The sequence below is a fragment of the Stenotrophomonas sp. genome, from assembly GCF_050737575.1.
GTDB lineage: Bacteria > Pseudomonadota > Gammaproteobacteria > Xanthomonadales > Xanthomonadaceae > Stenotrophomonas.
Genome location: NZ_JBOHXW010000010.1, coordinates 54,046 through 70,541, shown reverse-complemented (window position 1 = coordinate 70,541; position 16,496 = coordinate 54,046). Strand labels below are relative to the sequence as shown.

Annotated in this window: 13 protein-coding genes; 6 read left to right on the top strand and 7 right to left on the bottom strand. The window is 63.8% G+C overall.

Translation table 11 applies throughout. The features are described 5' to 3' along the window. The first annotated feature begins 19 nt into the window (after positions 1-19). On the top strand, positions 20-1,540 hold the full coding sequence (gene lysS, locus ACREP4_RS16130) for a lysine--tRNA ligase (protein ID WP_431597214.1): 1,521 nt from the start codon (positions 20-22) through the stop codon (positions 1,538-1,540). A 269-nt stretch (positions 1,541-1,809) separates the two neighbouring features. On the opposite strand, the gene ACREP4_RS16125 is transcribed toward lysS, so the two are convergent. Next, a complete protein-coding gene (locus ACREP4_RS16125) occupies positions 1,810-3,492 on the bottom strand; it encodes a long-chain fatty acid--CoA ligase (protein ID WP_431597213.1) in 1,683 nt (560 codons plus the stop codon). 157 nt (positions 3,493-3,649) lie between these two features. Here ACREP4_RS16125 and ACREP4_RS16120 point away from each other — a divergent pair, with 157 nt between their 5' ends. After that, the gene (locus ACREP4_RS16120) at positions 3,650-4,048 is read left to right on the top strand and encodes a nuclear transport factor 2 family protein (protein ID WP_431597212.1); all 399 of its coding nucleotides are present in this window, start codon (positions 3,650-3,652) and stop codon (positions 4,046-4,048) included. Positions 4,049-4,128: 80 nt separating this feature from the next. On the opposite strand, the gene serA is transcribed toward ACREP4_RS16120, so the two are convergent. Further along, positions 4,129-5,370: a phosphoglycerate dehydrogenase gene (gene serA, locus ACREP4_RS16115; protein ID WP_431597256.1), complete on the bottom strand. Its 1,242-nt coding sequence runs from the start codon at positions 5,368-5,370 to the stop codon at positions 4,129-4,131. 206 nt (positions 5,371-5,576) lie between these two features. Between serA and ACREP4_RS16110 the strand changes: the two genes are divergently transcribed. From ACREP4_RS16110 to ACREP4_RS16095, 4 genes are all read left to right on the top strand, one after another. Further along, complete coding sequence (locus ACREP4_RS16110; RefSeq protein WP_431597211.1) at positions 5,577-6,965, top strand: FAD-binding oxidoreductase; 1,389 nt, start codon at positions 5,577-5,579, stop codon at positions 6,963-6,965. 216 nt (positions 6,966-7,181) lie between these two features. Beyond that, complete coding sequence (locus ACREP4_RS16105; RefSeq protein WP_431597210.1) at positions 7,182-7,484, top strand: DUF2388 domain-containing protein; 303 nt, start codon at positions 7,182-7,184, stop codon at positions 7,482-7,484. A 44-nt stretch (positions 7,485-7,528) separates the two neighbouring features. Next, a complete protein-coding gene (locus ACREP4_RS16100) occupies positions 7,529-9,382 on the top strand; it encodes a DUF4105 domain-containing protein (protein ID WP_431597209.1) in 1,854 nt (617 codons plus the stop codon). After that, positions 9,363-10,475, top strand: a complete 1,113-nt coding sequence (locus ACREP4_RS16095; protein WP_431597208.1) for a two-component system sensor histidine kinase NtrB — start codon at positions 9,363-9,365, stop codon at positions 10,473-10,475. The genes ACREP4_RS16100 and ACREP4_RS16095 overlap by 20 nt, the downstream gene beginning before the upstream one ends. Positions 10,476-10,636: 161 nt before the next feature. Here ACREP4_RS16095 and yeiP read toward each other — a convergent pair whose 3' ends face one another. From yeiP to ACREP4_RS16070, 5 genes are all read right to left on the bottom strand, one after another. After that, positions 10,637-11,203 carry an elongation factor P-like protein YeiP gene (gene yeiP, locus ACREP4_RS16090; RefSeq protein ID WP_431597207.1) on the bottom strand — a complete coding sequence of 189 codons (567 nt, stop codon included), beginning with the start codon at positions 11,201-11,203 and terminating at the stop codon, positions 10,637-10,639. Between the two features lie 146 nt (positions 11,204-11,349). After that, entirely contained in the window at positions 11,350-12,120 is a 771-nt protein-coding gene (locus ACREP4_RS16085) for an SDR family NAD(P)-dependent oxidoreductase (RefSeq protein ID WP_431597206.1), read from the bottom strand. A gap of 93 nt (positions 12,121-12,213) precedes the next feature. Continuing rightward, a complete protein-coding gene (locus ACREP4_RS16080) occupies positions 12,214-14,766 on the bottom strand; it encodes a sensor domain-containing protein (RefSeq protein WP_431597205.1) in 2,553 nt (850 codons plus the stop codon). Further along, positions 14,763-15,656 (bottom strand): hydroxymethylglutaryl-CoA lyase, encoded by an 894-nt coding sequence (locus tag ACREP4_RS16075; RefSeq protein WP_431597204.1) that lies wholly within the window; start codon positions 15,654-15,656, stop codon positions 14,763-14,765. Before ACREP4_RS16075 ends, ACREP4_RS16080 begins: the two co-directional genes overlap by 4 nt. 33 nt (positions 15,657-15,689) lie before the next feature. Further along, the gene (locus tag ACREP4_RS16070; RefSeq protein WP_431597203.1) at positions 15,690-16,478 is read right to left on the bottom strand and encodes an enoyl-CoA hydratase-related protein; all 789 of its coding nucleotides are present in this window, start codon (positions 16,476-16,478) and stop codon (positions 15,690-15,692) included. Positions 16,479-16,496: the final 18 nt, after the last annotated feature.

The following is a 16,496-nucleotide window of genomic DNA, read 5'->3' as shown; positions in this document are numbered from 1 at the left end:
CCCAATCGAAACCAATGCCATGAACGAACAGACCCCGGTAACGCCGCAGCCCCCCGTCGACGAGAACAGCCTCATCGCCGAGCGCCGCGCGAAACTCACGGCGCTGCGCGGGCAGGGCATCGCTTACCCGAATGATTTCCGTCGCGAAGACTTCGCCGGCAAGTTGCAGGACGAGTTCGCCGATGCCGACGCCTGGACCGCCGAAACGCTGGAGGCTTCCGGCCGCAAGGTGAAGATGGCCGGCCGCCTGATGGCCAAGCGGGTGATGGGCAAGGCCAGCTTTGCCACCATCCAGGACGAATCCGGCCGCATCCAGTTGTTCCTGCAGGCCACCGCACTGGGCGATGTCTACGCCGCCTTCAAGGGCTGGGACGTGGGCGACATCATCGCCGTCGAAGGCGGGCTGACCCGCACCAAGACCGGTGAGCTGTCGGTGCGTGCCGACAGCATCCGCCTGCTGGTCAAGTCGCTGCGTCCGTTGCCGGACAAGTGGCACGGTCTGGCCGACGTCGAGCAGCGTTACCGTCAGCGTTACGTGGATCTGATCGTGACGCCGGAGTCGCGCGACGTGTTCATCAAGCGCTCCAAGATCATCCGCGCCATGCGCGCGTGGCTGGACAACCGCGACTTCCTCGAAGTCGAAACGCCGATGATGCATTACATCCCCGGCGGCGCCACGGCCAAGCCGTTCAACACGCACCACAACGCGCTGGACCTGGACCTCTACCTGCGCGTGGCGCCGGAGTTGTACCTCAAGCGTCTGGTCGTGGGCGGCCTGGAGCGCGTGTACGAAATCAATCGCAACTTCCGCAACGAAGGCGTCAGTACCCGCCACAATCCGGAGTTCACCATGATGGAGCTGTACGAGGCTTACGCCACGTACAACGAAGTGATGGACCTGACCGAAGGCGTGATCCGTGACGTTGCCCAGCAGGTGCTGGGTACCACCGAAGTGGAGTGGGACGGTGCCAAGATCGACCTCGCTCCGGCATTCCGCCGCTGGCGCATGGACGAAGCGGTGCGTCACTACAACCCGGAAATCTCGGCCGCCGACTGCACCGATCGCGCTGCGTTGCTGACGCATTGCGAACGATTGAAGATCCGTGTCAAGCCGTCCTACGGTTGGGGCAAGCTGCTGCTGGAAATCTTTGAAGCCACCGTCGAGCACACGCTGATCCAGCCGACCTTCATCACCGATCACCCGGTCGAAGTGTCGCCGCTGGCCCGCGCCAGCGACAACGAGCCGGGCTACACCGACCGCTTCGAGTTGTTCGTCAACGGCAAGGAGTTGGCCAATGGCTTCTCCGAGCTCAACGATCCGGAAGACCAGGCGGCACGTTTCCAGGCGCAGGTCACGGCGAAGGAAGGCGGTGACGACGAAGCCATGCATTACGACTCCGATTACATCCGCGCCCTGGAGTACGGCCTCGCGCCGACCGGCGGCCTGGGTATCGGCATCGATCGCCTGGTGATGATGCTGACCGGCCGCGCCTCGATCCGCGACGTGCTGCTGTTCCCGTACATGCGCCCGGAAAACTGATCCAGCGTTGTGCGATGTAGAAAGCCTCCGTGGAAACACGGAGGCTTTTTCATGGGCGTCATACGGCGCGCGTCGAGGCGGCTGATGCGCGCAGGAGCGGCCTTGGCCGCGAAGCCGGTAATGCGACAAGGCAAGGAATGCCCGCAACTGCGGCCAATCCGTGTAGCTGCCAGGTGCATGGTTTTTGCGGCCAAGGCCGCTCCTACATGCCAAACAAAAAGCCCTCCCGGTGAGGGGAGGGCTTTGGTTTCAAGCAGTGACTGCTGAAATCAGGCTTCCGGCTTCGAATCCCGCAACTCGCGGCGCAGGATCTTGCCGACGTTGGTCTTGGGCAGTTCCTTGCGGAACTCGACGATGCGCGGGAGCTTGTAGCCGGTGAGGTTGGCGCGGGCGAATTCCTTTACCTGCTCCTCGGTGAGGTTGGGGTCTTTCTTGACGATGACCACCTTCACCACTTCGCCGGACTTCTCGCTCGGCGCACCCACTGCAGCAACTTCCAGGATGCCGGGCATCATCGCCAACACGTCTTCGATTTCGTTCGGGTAGACGTTGAAGCCGGACACCAGAATCATGTCCTTCTTGCGGTCGACGATATAGAAGAAGCCGTTCTCGTCCATGCGCGCCATGTCGCCGGTATGCAGCCAGCCATCAGCGTCAAGCACCTTGTCGGTTTCATCCTGACGGTGCCAGTAACCCTTCATCACCTGCGGGCCACGGATGCACAGCTCGCCCACTTCGCCCAAGGCCACCATCTGGCCGTCGTCGTTCTTGACGCAGGCATCGGTGGACGGAATCGGCAGGCCGATGGCGCCGTTGTATTCCTTCAGATCCAGCGGGTTGATGCAGGCCGCCGGCGAGGTTTCAGTCAGGCCGTAGGCTTCCACCAGAGTGACGCCGGTGACCTTCTTCCACTTCTCGGCCACGGCGCGTTGCACCGCCATGCCGCCGCCCAGTGCGAACTTGAGCGAGGAGAAATCCACGTCGGCAAAACCGTCGGTGTTGAGCAACCCGTTGAACAACGTGTTGACACCGGTGATGGCGGTGAAGCGGTTGTTCTTCAGCTCCTTGACGAAGCCCTTCATGTCACGCGGATTGGTGATCAGATAGTTGAGGCCGCCGAGCTTCATGAAGACCAGTCCGTTCGCCGTCAACGCGAAGATGTGGTACAGCGGCAGCGCGGTGATGATCACTTCTTCGCCGGCCTTTACGCCGGATGCGCCGATCCAGGCCGACGCCTGCTGCATGTTGGCGATCAGGTTGCGATGGGTGAGCATCGCGCCCTTGGCCACGCCGGTGGTGCCGCCGGTGTACTGCAGGAAGGCGATGTCGTCGTGGTCGATTTCCACCACCGGCAGCGTGTGGCGCTTGCCAATGCTCAGTGCTTCCTTGAAACGGGTCGCGTTGGGCAGGCGATAGTCCGGCACCATCTTCTTCACGTACTTCAGTACGAAGTTGACGATCGGGCCCTTGGGGAAGCCGAGCATGTCGCCCAGGCCGGTGGTGATGACCTGCTTGACCGGGGTGTCAGCAATGACCTGCTGCACGGTCTCACCGAAGTTGTCGACCACCACCAGCACGGCGACGTCCGCGTCCACCAGCTGATGCTTGAGTTCGCGTGCGGTGTACAGCGGGTTGACGTTCACCACCGTCAGGCCGGCGCGCAGGATGCCGAAGATGGCAATCGGGTACTGCAGGCAGTTGGGCATCATCACCGCAACGCGGTCGCCCTTCTTGAGTTGCAGCTCGCCCAGCAGGTAGGCGGCGAACTGGGTGACCAGCACGTCGGCTTCGCCGTAGGTGAGTACCTTGCCGAAGTTCGAGTAGGCGGGACGATCACGGAACTTGGCTACGGACGTGTCGAACACGGCGGCGACGGAGCGGAACTCGTTGACGTCGATTTCAGCCGGCACGCCAGCCGGGTAGCTCTGCAGCCAGGGACGTTCCTGATTCATCTTCCCCTCCAGGAAATGGATGTGATCTAGTGGCAATGCCCGGCATTCAGATGCCGGGATCATTGGCGCAGCATACCGTTCCGAATTGAAAAGGCGAAGGGATTAGATGATCCGAACAGTGCTCAACTGCATGCTTTGTGCGGTGATTGTGCTTTCCATGGCTGCCTGTGGGCGGGAACCGCCGGAGCAGCGGCTGCGGCTGACCGTTGCTGCAATGCAAGAGGCGGTGGAGAAGGGCAAGCCGAAAGACTTCATGGAACCGGTGGCCGATGACTTCGTTGGCAACGGCGGGCTGGACCGGGCCGGGCTGGAACGGCTGCTCAAGGGGCAATTGCTGCTCAGCCCGAACGTGACGGTGCAGACAGGCCCACTGTCAGTGGAGATGGGCGCAAACGATACGACAGCGACGGTGCGCTTCAGTATGTTGCTGGCCGGTGGCAGCGGACGCTTTGTTCCCGAGCGCGGCGACATGCAGGAGCTGGTCAGTGGTTGGCGCGAAGAAGAGGGCCAGTGGCGCCTGTATAGCGCGTCGTGGAAGCCGATGGGCGCGGACTGACCGTTCTCAATGCAACAACGGCGCGGACCGCAACAGGCTTGAATGCCCGCGCGACCCGCGCCGTTGTGGTGTTGCGTATATCAGTACAGAACGCGCGTGCGCAGGGTGCCCGGAATGGCCGCCAGTTCGTCGCGGATGGTGCCGGCCTGTTCTTCGCTGGCCGCCACGTCGATCACCACGTAGCCAACCTTGGGATCGGTGCGCAGGAACTGGCCATCGATGTTGAGGTTGTGGCGCGAGAAGATCTCATTGATCTTGGAGAGCACGCCCGGCACGTTGCTGTGGATGTGCAGCAGACGCGTGCTCTGCGCGTGCTCGGGCAGGGTCACTTCGGGGAAGTTGACCGCCGACAGGGTCGAGCCGTTATCGCTGTAACGCACCAACTTGGCGGCCACTTCGATGCCGATGTTGTCCTGCGCCTCCAATGTGGAGCCGCCGACGTGCGGGGTCAGGATGACGTTGTCGTGCGCGGTGAGCGGCGACTCGAACTTGTCGCCATTGCCCTTGGGCTCGACCGGGAATACGTCCACCGCCGCGCCGCCGATATGGCCCGAGCGCAGTGCCGCATCCAGTGCGTCGATATCAACCACGGTGCCGCGTGCGGCATTGATCAGGTGCGCGCCGGGCTTCATGCATGCCAGCTGGTCGGCACCGATCATCCATTGCGTGGACGGGGTTTCCGGCACGTGCAGGGTGACCACATCCGAACGCTGCAACAGGTCATCCAGGCTGATGGCCGGCTGTGCGTTGCCCAGCGACAGCTTGGTTTCGATGTCGTGGAAGATCACCTTCATGCCGAACGCTTCGGCCAACACACCGACCTGCGTACCGATGTGGCCATAGCCGATGATGCCCAGCGTCTTGCCGCGCACTTCGTGGCTGCCCGATGCCGACTTGGACCAGCCGCCGCGATGGCATTCGGCATTCTTCTGCGGCACGCCGCGGGTCAGCAGGATCGCCTCGGCGACGACCAGCTCGGCGACCGAGCGGGTGTTGGAATAGGGCGCGTTGAAGACCGGAATGCCAGCCAGCTCGGCGGCTTCAAGCTCCACCTGGTTGGTGCCGATGCAGAAGCAGCCCACGGCGATCAGCCGCTTGGCATGCGCCAGCACGTCGGCGCTCAGATGCGTGCGCGAGCGGATGCCGACGATGTGGGCTTCGGCGATGCGGGCTTTCAGCTCTTCTTCCGGCAGCGATTTGCTGTACAGCTCAATCTGCGAGTAACCCGCAGCACGGAAGGTGTCCACGGCGGTCTGGCTGACCCCCTCGAGCAACAAAACGCGGATGTCCTGCTTCGGAAACGAGGTTTTCTTGGGCGACATGTCGGGGGCGACGGCACTGGTGGGTTGGCCGGTCACTATGCCAGAAGCGGCGGCGGTTTGGTGCGCTGCGCAACGCGGCAAGGCATTGATGGCTAAAGGTTTCATCTGAATTCAGTTGCACGCTCGCCGTTGCCAGCATCGGTGGCTGGACGGCGCGCTGCGCGGCTGGCACGCTTGCCGGCTTTCGCGCCGCAGAAACACTTGCCATGACCGATCCGCGCCTGCACTCCCTGCAGCAAGCCTGCCCCAGCCTGCGTTTGAAGACCGATCCGTCCGACCTGGAACATTACGGCCGCGACTGGACCCGGCGTTGGACGCCAGCGCCGCTGGCGATTGCCTTGCCCGCCACGGTCGAGGAGGTGCAGGCGGTGGTGCGCTGGGCCAATGCGGAAGCGGTGGCGGTGGTGCCTTCGGGCGGCCGCACCGGTTTGTCCGGTGGCGCCGTGGCGGCCAACGGCGAGCTGGTGCTCAGCCTGGAACGCATGAACAAGGCGCTGGGCTTCGATGCGGTGGACCGCACGCTGACCGTGCAGGCCGGCATGCCGCTGGAAGCACTGCACAATGTGGCGCGGGAACACGGTTTGATTTACCCGGTGGATTTCGCCGCGCGCGGCTCGTGCTCGATCGGCGGCAACATCGCCACGAACGCGGGCGGCATCCGCGTGATTCGCTACGGCAACACGCGCGAGTGGGTGGCGGGGCTGAAAGTAGTGGCCGGCAACGGCGAGTTGCTGGAGCTCAACAAGGGCCTGATCAAAAACTCCAGCGGATATGACTTCCGCCAATTGATGATCGGTTCGGAAGGCACACTGGGCATCGTGGTCGAGGCGACGGTAAAGCTCACCGATCCGCCGCCGACCACCAACGTGATGCTGCTGGCGCTGCCGTCGTTCGAGGTGCTGATGCAGGTGTTCTCGACATTCCGCGAGAAGCTGCAGCTGGAGGCATTCGAGTTCTTCACCGACCGCGCGGTTCAGCACGTCACCGCGCATGGCGCGCAATACCCGTTCGACGAGATCCACCCGTATTACGTGGTCACCGAATACGCCTCCGCCGATGACGCGGGCGAAGCGGCGGCAATGGCGGCGTTTGAACACTGCATGGAGCAAGGCTGGGTGCTGGATGGCGTGATCAGCACCAGCGAGGCGCAGGCGCAGCAGCTGTGGCGTCTGCGCGAAGGCATCACCGAGGCGGTGGCACGTTACAAGCCGTACAAGAACGATGTGTCGGTGCGGATCTCGGCAATGCCGGCGTTCCTGGCTGAAACCCAGTCGCTGATCAATGGCGCGTATCCGCATTTTGACGTGGTCTGGTTTGGCCACATCGGCGACGGGAACCTGCACATCAATGTGCTTAAGCCGGACGACACGACCGATGCCGACTTCCTGAGCCAATGCGAGCAAGTCACCAAGCTGTTGGCGCAGGTGCTGCACCGTTTCCACGGCAGCATCTCGGCCGAGCACGGCATTGGCCTGGTCAAGAAGGCCTATCTGGCCAGCACCCGCAGTGATGCTGAAGTCGCGTTGATGCGCGGGGTCAAGCGTGTTTTTGATCCGAAGGGATTGATGAACCCGGGCAAGGTATTCGACCTGTAAAGCGACGCGGCAATGGATATGGAGTGCCGAGCCATGCTCGGCATGCGCCTCGGCGGTAATGCCTCGGCGAAGCACAGCGTCACCAAACAGCGGCTAGTTCGGCAATGCCTACCGCTTCTGCTGGCTGAATATGAGGCGCGCGCGGCGCGTATAAGGTTCGACCTGCGCGCCGGTCGCCGGTATTCTTTGCCATCTTTCCTTGCAGTGCGTCCCCCGATGAAAATTCGCTCGATCCTGTTCTGCGCCCTGGTTGCCCTGCCGATGTCGGTGTTCGCTTCCAGTTTTGCCGGTACGTCGGCCGGCTCGGCGACGGGTGCTTCGTCCAACAGTTCGGGTAGTTCGTCAGGTGATGACAAGGTGGTGCTGGAAGCGCGCGAAGACGCCGCCGGTTTCGTCGCCAGCAATGGCGCCATTCGCGGTGCCTGGCTGGAAGCAGCGCTGATCCACCTGCGCGAGAAGGATGTGGCTGCGCGCGATGCCAGCGACATGGAACTGGCCCGGAAGATCCTGGCGCTGTGACCGTGTGTTGCCGGCCGCCGCCCACGCGGTGGCTGGTATTGTTGTTGGCCCTGCTGGTAGCAGGGCCGCTGCATGCCGCACTCGTCATCAGCGTGCAGGAAGACGGGCTGACGCCTGCCGAGCAACAGGTCAGTCAGCGGCTGGTGGCCGACGTGCTCAATGAGCTTCCGGCGGCCGCGCGCGACCAACACGATCTGCAATTGCGCCTGCGCTGGCGCGACGACTTGCCCGCGCATGTGCAGGGCAGGGCGCGCGGAAACGAACTGGGCCTGGATCGTCGCTTGCTGACGCCGCTGCTTGCCGCTGCGAATGCGGCTGATCCCAGGCAGGCCGAAGCCGCCGCTTGGCAACCGGCACGCGCTGCGTTGATCCACGAACTGGCGCATGCACTGGATCGCTCGTCACATGGCGGCTGGTCGCAGCAGCCACGTTTTCTCGATCTGGCTGGCTGGCAGCAACGCCCGCTATGGCCCGGACGTGGCCGCAACAACTTTGCGCTGCGCAGCCCGGATCGTTACGAACTGCACAGCCCGGCAGAGTTTTTCGCGGTCAACCTTGAACATTATCTGCTGGACGGCGACTACCGTTGCCGGCGGCCGGCCTTGCATGCGTGGTTCGTGCAGCACTTGGGCGACGTTTCGGCGCTGACCGATGTAGCGTGCGCTTCGACCTTGCCGTTCATGCAGGCCGGCGAGCAGGACGGCCTGGCCGATCTGCTGGAACTGGATCCTGCGCGGATCTACGAAGTCGATTTCCTGCTGGCCGAAGGCAATGCGCAGTTGATGAGCCGCTGGGGCCACAGCATGTTGCGGCTGGTCATCTGCGCGCCGGGGCGTGCGCCGGGGCCGGCCTGTCGAATGGATCTGCAACATCACTTGGTGCTGTCGTTCCGCGCGTTTGTCGGTGATGTGCAGATATCCAGCTGGCGCGGATTGACCGGTTCCTACCCGTCGCGGTTGTTCGTGCTGCCGCTCAGTCGCGTGGTGGAGGAATACACGAGGGTCGAGCTGCGCGGGCTGTCATCCACGCCGCTGGCGCTGTCGCGGGCGGAGGTCGACCAGCTTCTGCTGCAGGCCGCGCGGCTGCACTGGAGCTACGACGGCCGCTATTTTTTCGTCAGCAACAACTGCGCGGTGGAGACGTGGAAGCTGCTGCACGAAGGCGTGCCGCGTCTGGATGCGGCATCGTTGTCGTCGATCACGCCGACGGGCTTGCTGCGGCGTCTGCGCGAGCAAGCGATTGCGTCGGTGGCGCCGGTAGATCGGCAGCAGGCCATTCGCAATGGGTACTACTTTGAATCGGCCGAAAGCCATTACGCGCTGGTGTTTGATGTCGCGCGCAAGGCGCTGCCCTTGCCGGTATCCAGCGTCGAAAGCTGGCTGGCGTTGCCGGCGACCGAGCGCCGGACGTGGATGGCGCAGGCCGATAATGAAGTGCTGGCAGCCATGCTGTTGCTGGAGCAGGCCGCATGGCGACGGCAGGAGCTGTTGGCGCGGGATGTCCTGAAACGGCGTTTGCTGTCGGCCAAGGGTGCGGATGACGCGCTTGAGCAGTTCAACGAATTGATGGCGCGCGCCGATGTACTGCTGGCACCCGGCAACCTGCCGGCGCCGGGCTACGGCATTCCCATCGCGCATGAACGCCTCACCTTGCAGGCGGACGTGGTCGCTGGATCCGAAAAGGCAGGGGTACAGTGGCAAGCGCTGCGGCAACAAGCCGTGGACGTGCTGCCCGCTGGCCAGCGGCTGCAGATGGCCGGCATAGAGGCCAACCTGGACTACCTGCGGGAACAGCTGCGTTTACGGTACGGTAGCGGGTCCGCATTGCCCGCGTTGTCGGCTGCGGATGACCTTGGGAACGCGGCTGGGCACGGGGCGAATGGCGACAAACCTCACTGATGAAGCATTGCTGCAGGACGTTCTGAAGCTGCGTTCCTACGCGATCGTGCGGCTGGACGCCGATGGCTGTGTGCGTGGTTGCAATGCCGGTGTTGAGGCGATCTTCGGCTACGCACCTGAAGCGTTGATTGGGCGGCACTTCTCGTGTCTTTTCAGCGAATCGGACGTGGAACGCGGGGTGGATCAGCAGGTGCTTTCGCAGGTTCTGGCCGGCGAATTCGAGCAGATGGGGCTGGCCATGGTGCGCAAGGACGACAGCCGCTTCCGTGCCAGCTTGATGCTGGAACGCATCCCCGGCGATGCAGCGATGAGCGTGGTGATGGTGGTTCGCGACATCACCGGCTTCTTCAATACCCAGAAGCGTGTCCGCGATGCACAGGAAATCACCTTGCGCGGGCAGCGCCTGGATGCGGTGGGCAAGCTGACGCTGGGGCTGTCGCACGACTTCAATAATCTGCTGTCGATCATCGGCAACAGCCTGGATATGTTGGTTGCGCGCCGCACCGGCGATGAGGCCGCACGGCGCATTCTGGACATCGCGTTGCGCGCGGTCGAACGCGGCACCCAGCTGACCCGGCAGATGCTGGCGTTCGGTGGCGGGCAGACCTTGGTGCCGCAGCTCAGCGAAGTGGGCGGGCTGCTGCACGCATCACGTGATCTCTATGGCCGCGTTTGCGGTGAAGGCGTCGCGCTGGAAATACGTGCCGATGCCGGCTTGCCGCAGATTACGGTGGACGTTGCGCAGTTCGAGGCGGCATTGCTCAACCTATTGAGCAACAGTCGCGATGCAATGAACGGCGTCGGCCGTGTGGTGGTGGAGGCGCGGCCGGAGGTTATGTGCTTGCCCGCGATGAGCGGCACGGATCGGCCATTCGTGTGCATCACCGTCGGTGACAGTGGCCCGGGCATCGGTGGGGACATTCGCGAAAACGTGTTCGAGCCGTTTTTCACCACCAAGGCGGTGGGCGATGGCAGCGGGCTTGGCTTGAGTCAGGTCTACGGTTTTGCCGCGCAGTCCGGTGGCGTGGCGACCATCGGCACCTCGCCGTTGGGCGGGGCTGCGGTGTCCATCTATTTGCCTGTGGTGGTTTGAGCGCGGCGCCAGTCGTCGAGCCGGCGAAGATTGCGGCTTAAGTCCAAGCCCGCACTTGCGGTGCGGCTGGCAGGATTGCATCGCCCGCGTCACGGCAAATGCTGCGCAAAAAAAAAAGCCCCTCCCGCCTTGTTGGGCGGAAGGGGCTTGATTCACGGCAATCAGTCGGCGCGGCCGCCGAACTCGCCCGTGGTGGTGTTCACCAGGATGCGCTCACCGTTGGTGATGTACTCCGGCACCATGATTTCCAGGCCGGTGCTGAGCTTGGCGGGCTTCGGTCGCTTGGTGGCGGTGCCGCCCTTCAGTTCCGGCGGGGTTTCCACCACTTCCAGGGTGACGTGCTGCGGCAGCTGGATCGCGACCGGCTGGTCGTCGATCACCTGCACGAAGATGCCGTTCAGGCCCTCGGTGATGTAGCCGGCGTCGTCGCCGATCACGTCCGCATCCAGCGTGTACGGGGTGTAGTCCTCGTCGTCCATGAACACGAAGGCGTCGCCGTCCATGTAGGAGAAGGTGGACTGGCGGCGCAGCAGCTCGACTTCCGGCAGGTTGTCATCCGCGTCGAAGCTGGCATCGAGCTTGTTGCCGCCCGGCACGCTGTACATGATGAAACGGAAGCGGACATTGCCGCCACGGCCCTGCGGCGAGCTGCGCTCGATGTCGCGGATCTGATAGACGCCGTTGTTGTACTCGACGACGTTGCCTTTCTTGATGTCGTTGGCTTTCATAAGTGCAGGAAATGGGGAATGGGGAACAGGGAATGGAGGATCACCAGCGGCCTCCACCCTGAGTACGGGGAACAAGGTTCAGGGAATGGTGGAGCGGAAGCGGGGCGTCATTCCCCATTCCCTGTTCCCCATTCCCCGCTCCATCGTCACTTCGGTGCCAGACGCACGGCACCGTCGAGGCGAATGGTCTCACCGTTGAGGTAGGTATTGCCAATGATGTGGCCGACCAGGCTGGCGAAGTCGGCCGGCTGGCCCAGACGCGACGGGAACGGGATGGAGGCGGCCAGCGATTCCTGCACGTTGGCCGGCATGCCATCGACCATCGGGGTCCAGAACACGCCCGGGGCGATGGTCAACACGCGGATGCCGAAACGGGACAGCTCGCGCGCCATCGGCAGGGTCATGCCAACCACGCCGCCCTTGGAGGCGGAGTAGGCGGCCTGGCCGATCTGGCCTTCATAGGCGGCCACCGAGGCGGTGTTGATGATCACGCCGCGCTCGCCGTCGGCGCTGGCCTCGTTGTGCTGCATCAGGTCGGCGGCGGCCTTGGCGACGTTGAAGCTGCCGACCAGGTTGACCATCACCGTGCCCTGGAAGTTGGCCAGTGGCATCGGCGCTTCACGGCCCAGCACGCGGCCGGCGCCGAGAATGCCGGCGCAGTTCATCACCACGTTCAGCCCGCCGAGGAATTCTTTTGCAGCGGCGAGGTTGGCGGCCACGCCGGCTTCGTCGGTGACATTGGTGGTGAAGTAGCGGGCATTGTCAGTGCCGAGTTCGGCGACCGCGGCGGCACCTTTCTCATCGTTGAGATCGAACAGGGCGACCTTGCCGCCATTGGCAACCAGGAACTGGGCAACACCCAGGCCGAGGCCGGAGACACCGCCGGTAATGACGGCGCGAACGGAGGACAGCTGCATTGGATCGACCCTGTGTGAAAGAGCCGCCGATTCTAGCTGATGCCGGCAATGCGAAAAGACACCGATCAGACCTGCGCAGACCGGCGTGGACGCTCAGCGCAGCTTGTGCACGAACTCGGCCGGCGACAGGCCGGGCGCGAACAGAAACCCCTGGCCGACCGGCACGCCCAACTGCAACAAGTACTGGCGCTGTGCTTCCGACTCAATGCCTTCGGCTACCAAGCCCAGCCCGAGGCTGCGGGCAATGCCGCTGACCGCCTCGCAGACGGCGACGTCGGAGCGGTTTTTCGGCACGCCACTGATGAACAGCTGGCTGAGTTTCAGGCCGTGGATGGGCAGGGTGCGCAGGTAGTTCAAGGCGCTGTAACCCTCGCCGAAATCGTCGATGGTCAGCATCACACCCATCTGCCGCAGCTCGGCGAAGGTGCGCAGGGTGGAAGGGGCATCTTCGATCAACACCCGCTCGGTGAATTCCAGCTCCAGTGCGGCGCCGGGCAGGCCGTATTCGTCCAGCACTTCGCGGACCTGCCGCGCCAGCCGGTCACCGCTGAACTGGCGATAGGATACATTGATCGCCACGCGGATCAGGCCCAGCCCGTCGTCCTGCCATTGACGGATCTGCTTGCAGGCCTGATGCAGCACCCATTCGCCGATGCGCACGATGTCGCCGGTGTTTTCGGCATGGCTGATGAAGATGTCCGGGCGCAGCTCGCCCAGCTGCCGGTTGCGCCAGCGGATCAGCGCCTCGCAGGCGATGATCTTGCCGCTTTGCAGGTCCACTTGCGGTTGGTACACCAAGCGGAATTCATTGCGTTCCAGCGCCTTGCGCAGGCGCCGTTCGATCTGCAGCCGGTCGTGTTGACGCTGCTCCATTTCCAGATTGAATTCCAACCAGCCATTGCGGCCGCGACGCTTGCATTCGTACATCGCAAGGTCAGCACTCTGGATCAGCTGCTGCGGGCGCAATCCGTGTTGCGGTGCGCGTGCGATGCCGATGCTGGTGGTCACCGAGAACTCGTCCTTGCCGAACGAAAATGACGGCGCAAACGCCTGCGTAATCGCTTCGGCCAACAACTCCGGGCGCTGCGGAAGATCGCGCGCATCGCAGGTCACCACGAATTCGTCGCCGCCAAAACGGGCCAGCAAACCCTCGGTGCCGACCGCATCACGAATGCGCCGGCTGGCTTCGATCAACAGCTGGTCGCCAGCGTTGTGACCAAGCACATCGTTGACGGTCTTGAAGCGGTCCAGGTCGATGTACAGCACCGCCACGCCGGCATGCGATGGATTGTTCAGGCGCATTTCGAGATCGGTCAGCGCCGCATCGCGATTCATGATGCCGGTGAGTGGATCGGTGCGTGCCTGGTTCTTCAGTGTCTCTTCGGCATGCTTGGGCTCGGTGATGTCCTGGAATGTGCCAGCGATGCGGGTGGAGGCGAGGTCGCCGGGTTCCACTTCACCAATCATGCGGATCCAGAAGCTGTGGCCGTTGGCGCGCTGGCCCTGCAGTTCCAACTCAAAGCCGTTGCGGTGCTCGGGTTCGTGTTCGATGGCGTCGCGTAGCAGTTGGCGTGATGAGGAGTTCAGGCAGAGCAACAATTGTTCCAGATCACTCGGCGCCTGCTCCTGGCCGAGGATGCGCTGCGCTTCGCCGGTGAGGTACAGGCATTGTTGGCCCCTGTCCCATTCCCAGCCGCCGATATGCGCCAGCGATTGCGCACGGTCAAACAGCGCGTGGTCGCGTTTGAGTTCGGTGATGTCGCTGAACAACGAAAACACGTGGTCGGGCAGGTCACAGTCCGACGAAAATACCGGCACCGTGGTGATCGAAATCCAGATCATGCGGCCGTGCGGACGGTGGTACAGACCGATGATGGTGCTGGGGATGATGCGGCCGTTGCGGAACGCCTTGGACACCGGCCATTGATCCAGGCCAAGGCGGCGGCCATGTTCGTCAACCGTGATCCATTCGTCGCCGGTCAGCGGCAGTCGCCCGGTCGCCATTCCGCTCATGTTGAAGATGCGGTGTGCGGCCGGGTTGGCCGAGACGATGCCAAGGTTGCGATCAAACAGCAGCACGCCCTTGTCGATGGATTCCAGCAGCAGGCGATAACGCGTTTCGGCCTGCCAGCGGCGGCTCAGGTCACGCGCAACCGCAACGATGCAGGGCTGGCCATCGTGCTCGAAGCCGGCCGAATGCACTTCCACCGGAAAGCGGCTGCCATCGCCGCGCATGTTGGTGACTTCGACCACGTAGGTCTCGCCGCGGTTGAGCGTTTCCCAGACCGGCTCCAGATGGTCGGCCGGCAGGTCGGGATTGAGCAGTTCGATCGGCTGGCCGACGATATCTTCGCGACTGCGGCCGTAGGCGTTGACCCCGGCAGTGTTGACGTCCAACACCACGCCAGAGGCGTTGAGAATGCTGACCGGGTCGGGCACCGCATCAAACAGGGCTTCGTAGCGGCGTTGCGCGGCCTGGCGTTCGCTCATGGCTTCGCGCAGCGCATCGCAGGCGGCTTGCAACACGCCTTGCAGCTTGTGCGGCAGCGGTTGGTGCAGGGCTTGTTCCAGTTCGGCCAACGCATTGACATGGGCAGCAGGATGCTCGCCTTGGTCGTGGACTATGCGCTGGCCGGTACCGCTCATGACACTGACAAAGCCTTTCCTGTCTTGCTGCCTGTTGGCCGGCCCAGCCGATCGGCGAGCCAGTTCCCCGTGGCGGCCAGTGCCGGCAGGTCGATGCCGGTGGCCAAGCCCATCCCCTGCAACATATAAACGACGTCCTCGCTGGCGACATTACCACTTGCACCGCGTGCGTAGGGGCAGCCGCCGGTGCCGGCCACGGCCGCGTCCACCACGCGCACGCCAAGCTCCAGACAGGCGGCGATATTGGCCAGTGCCTGACCGTAGGTGTCGTGGAAATGGACCGCCAGCGCGTCCATCGGAATCTCCGTCGCCACCGCCTGCAACATGGCCCTAGCCTTGAGCGGCGTGCCGACGCCGATGGTGTCGCCCAGCGATACCTCGTAGCAGCCCATGCGGTGCAGGCGCACCGCCACGCGCACCACATCGGCCAGCGGCACTTCGCCTTGATACGGGCAGCCAAGCACCGTGGAGACGTAGCCGCGCACCTTGATGCCATCGGCTTTGGCCCGGGCCAGGATCGGCTCGAAGCGCAGCAGCGATTCATCAATGCCGGCGTTGGTATTGGTGCGGTTGAATTGTTCCGAGGCCGCGGTGAACACCGCCACTTCCTGCGCGCCGACGGCGAGGGCGCGTTCGTAACCCTGCTCGTTCGGCACCAAGACCGGGTAACTGATGCCCGGGCGGCGCTGGATGCCGGCAAAGACCTCGGCGGCGTCGGCCAACTGCGGCACCCACTTCGGGCTGACGAAACTGGTCGCTTCAATACTGCGCAGGCCGGTGGCCGAGAGCCGGTCGATCAGCTCGATCTTGTCGGCGGTGCTGACCAGCTGTTTTTCATTCTGCAGACCATCGCGTGGGCCTACTTCAACGATGCGGACGAAGTCGTTCATGGTGTTCCAAGGCAAGGCGGGGAGGGCGACGGATTACTTCGTCGCCCAGGCAGGTGCGCGTTTTTCCAGGAAGGCCGATAGGCCTTCGCGGCCTTCGTCGGAGGCGCGTAGCGCGGCAATCAGGCCGGCGTTGGCCCGGTCAAGCCCGTCGCGGTCGCCGACGGCGGCGCAGACTTCGCGCACCAATACCTTGGCCGAACCGGCGGCGACCGGCGCCGCCTTGGCCAGCAGGTCGAGCTGGGTGCGCACCGCTGCATCCAGCGCATCGGCTGGCACCACCTGGTGGACCAGGCCGATGCGCTCGGCCGTGGCGGCATCGAAATGCTCGCCGGTGGCAAACCAGCGCCGAGCCTGGCGCGGGCCAATCGCGGCGATCACATACGGGGAGATGACCGCTGGCAGCAGCCCGAGGCGGCTTTCGGTCAGGCCGAAGCGCGCGCCTTCGGCGGCAATGGCGATATCGCAGCAGGCAATCAGGCCCACGCCGCCGCCGAATGCTGCGCCCTGCACACGGGCGATGGTCGGCTTGGGCAGTTCGTCGAGGGTGCGCATCAGTCGCGCGAGCGCCAGCGAATCGGTGCGGTTTTCGTCCTGGGTGGCGGTGGCCATGGCCCGCATCCACTGCAGATCGGCGCCCGCGGAGAAGGACGGGCCGTTGCCGGCAAGCACCACGGCGCGGACCGTAGAGTCAGCGCCCAGCGCCAGCAAGGCCTCGGTCAACGAGTGAATAAGTGCGGCATCGAATGCGTTGTGCAGTTCGGGCCGGTTCAAGTGCAGGGTCGCAATCGCGCCATCATGCTGCACGAGCAGTGCATCGCTCATCTGGGAAAGCCTGTGTAT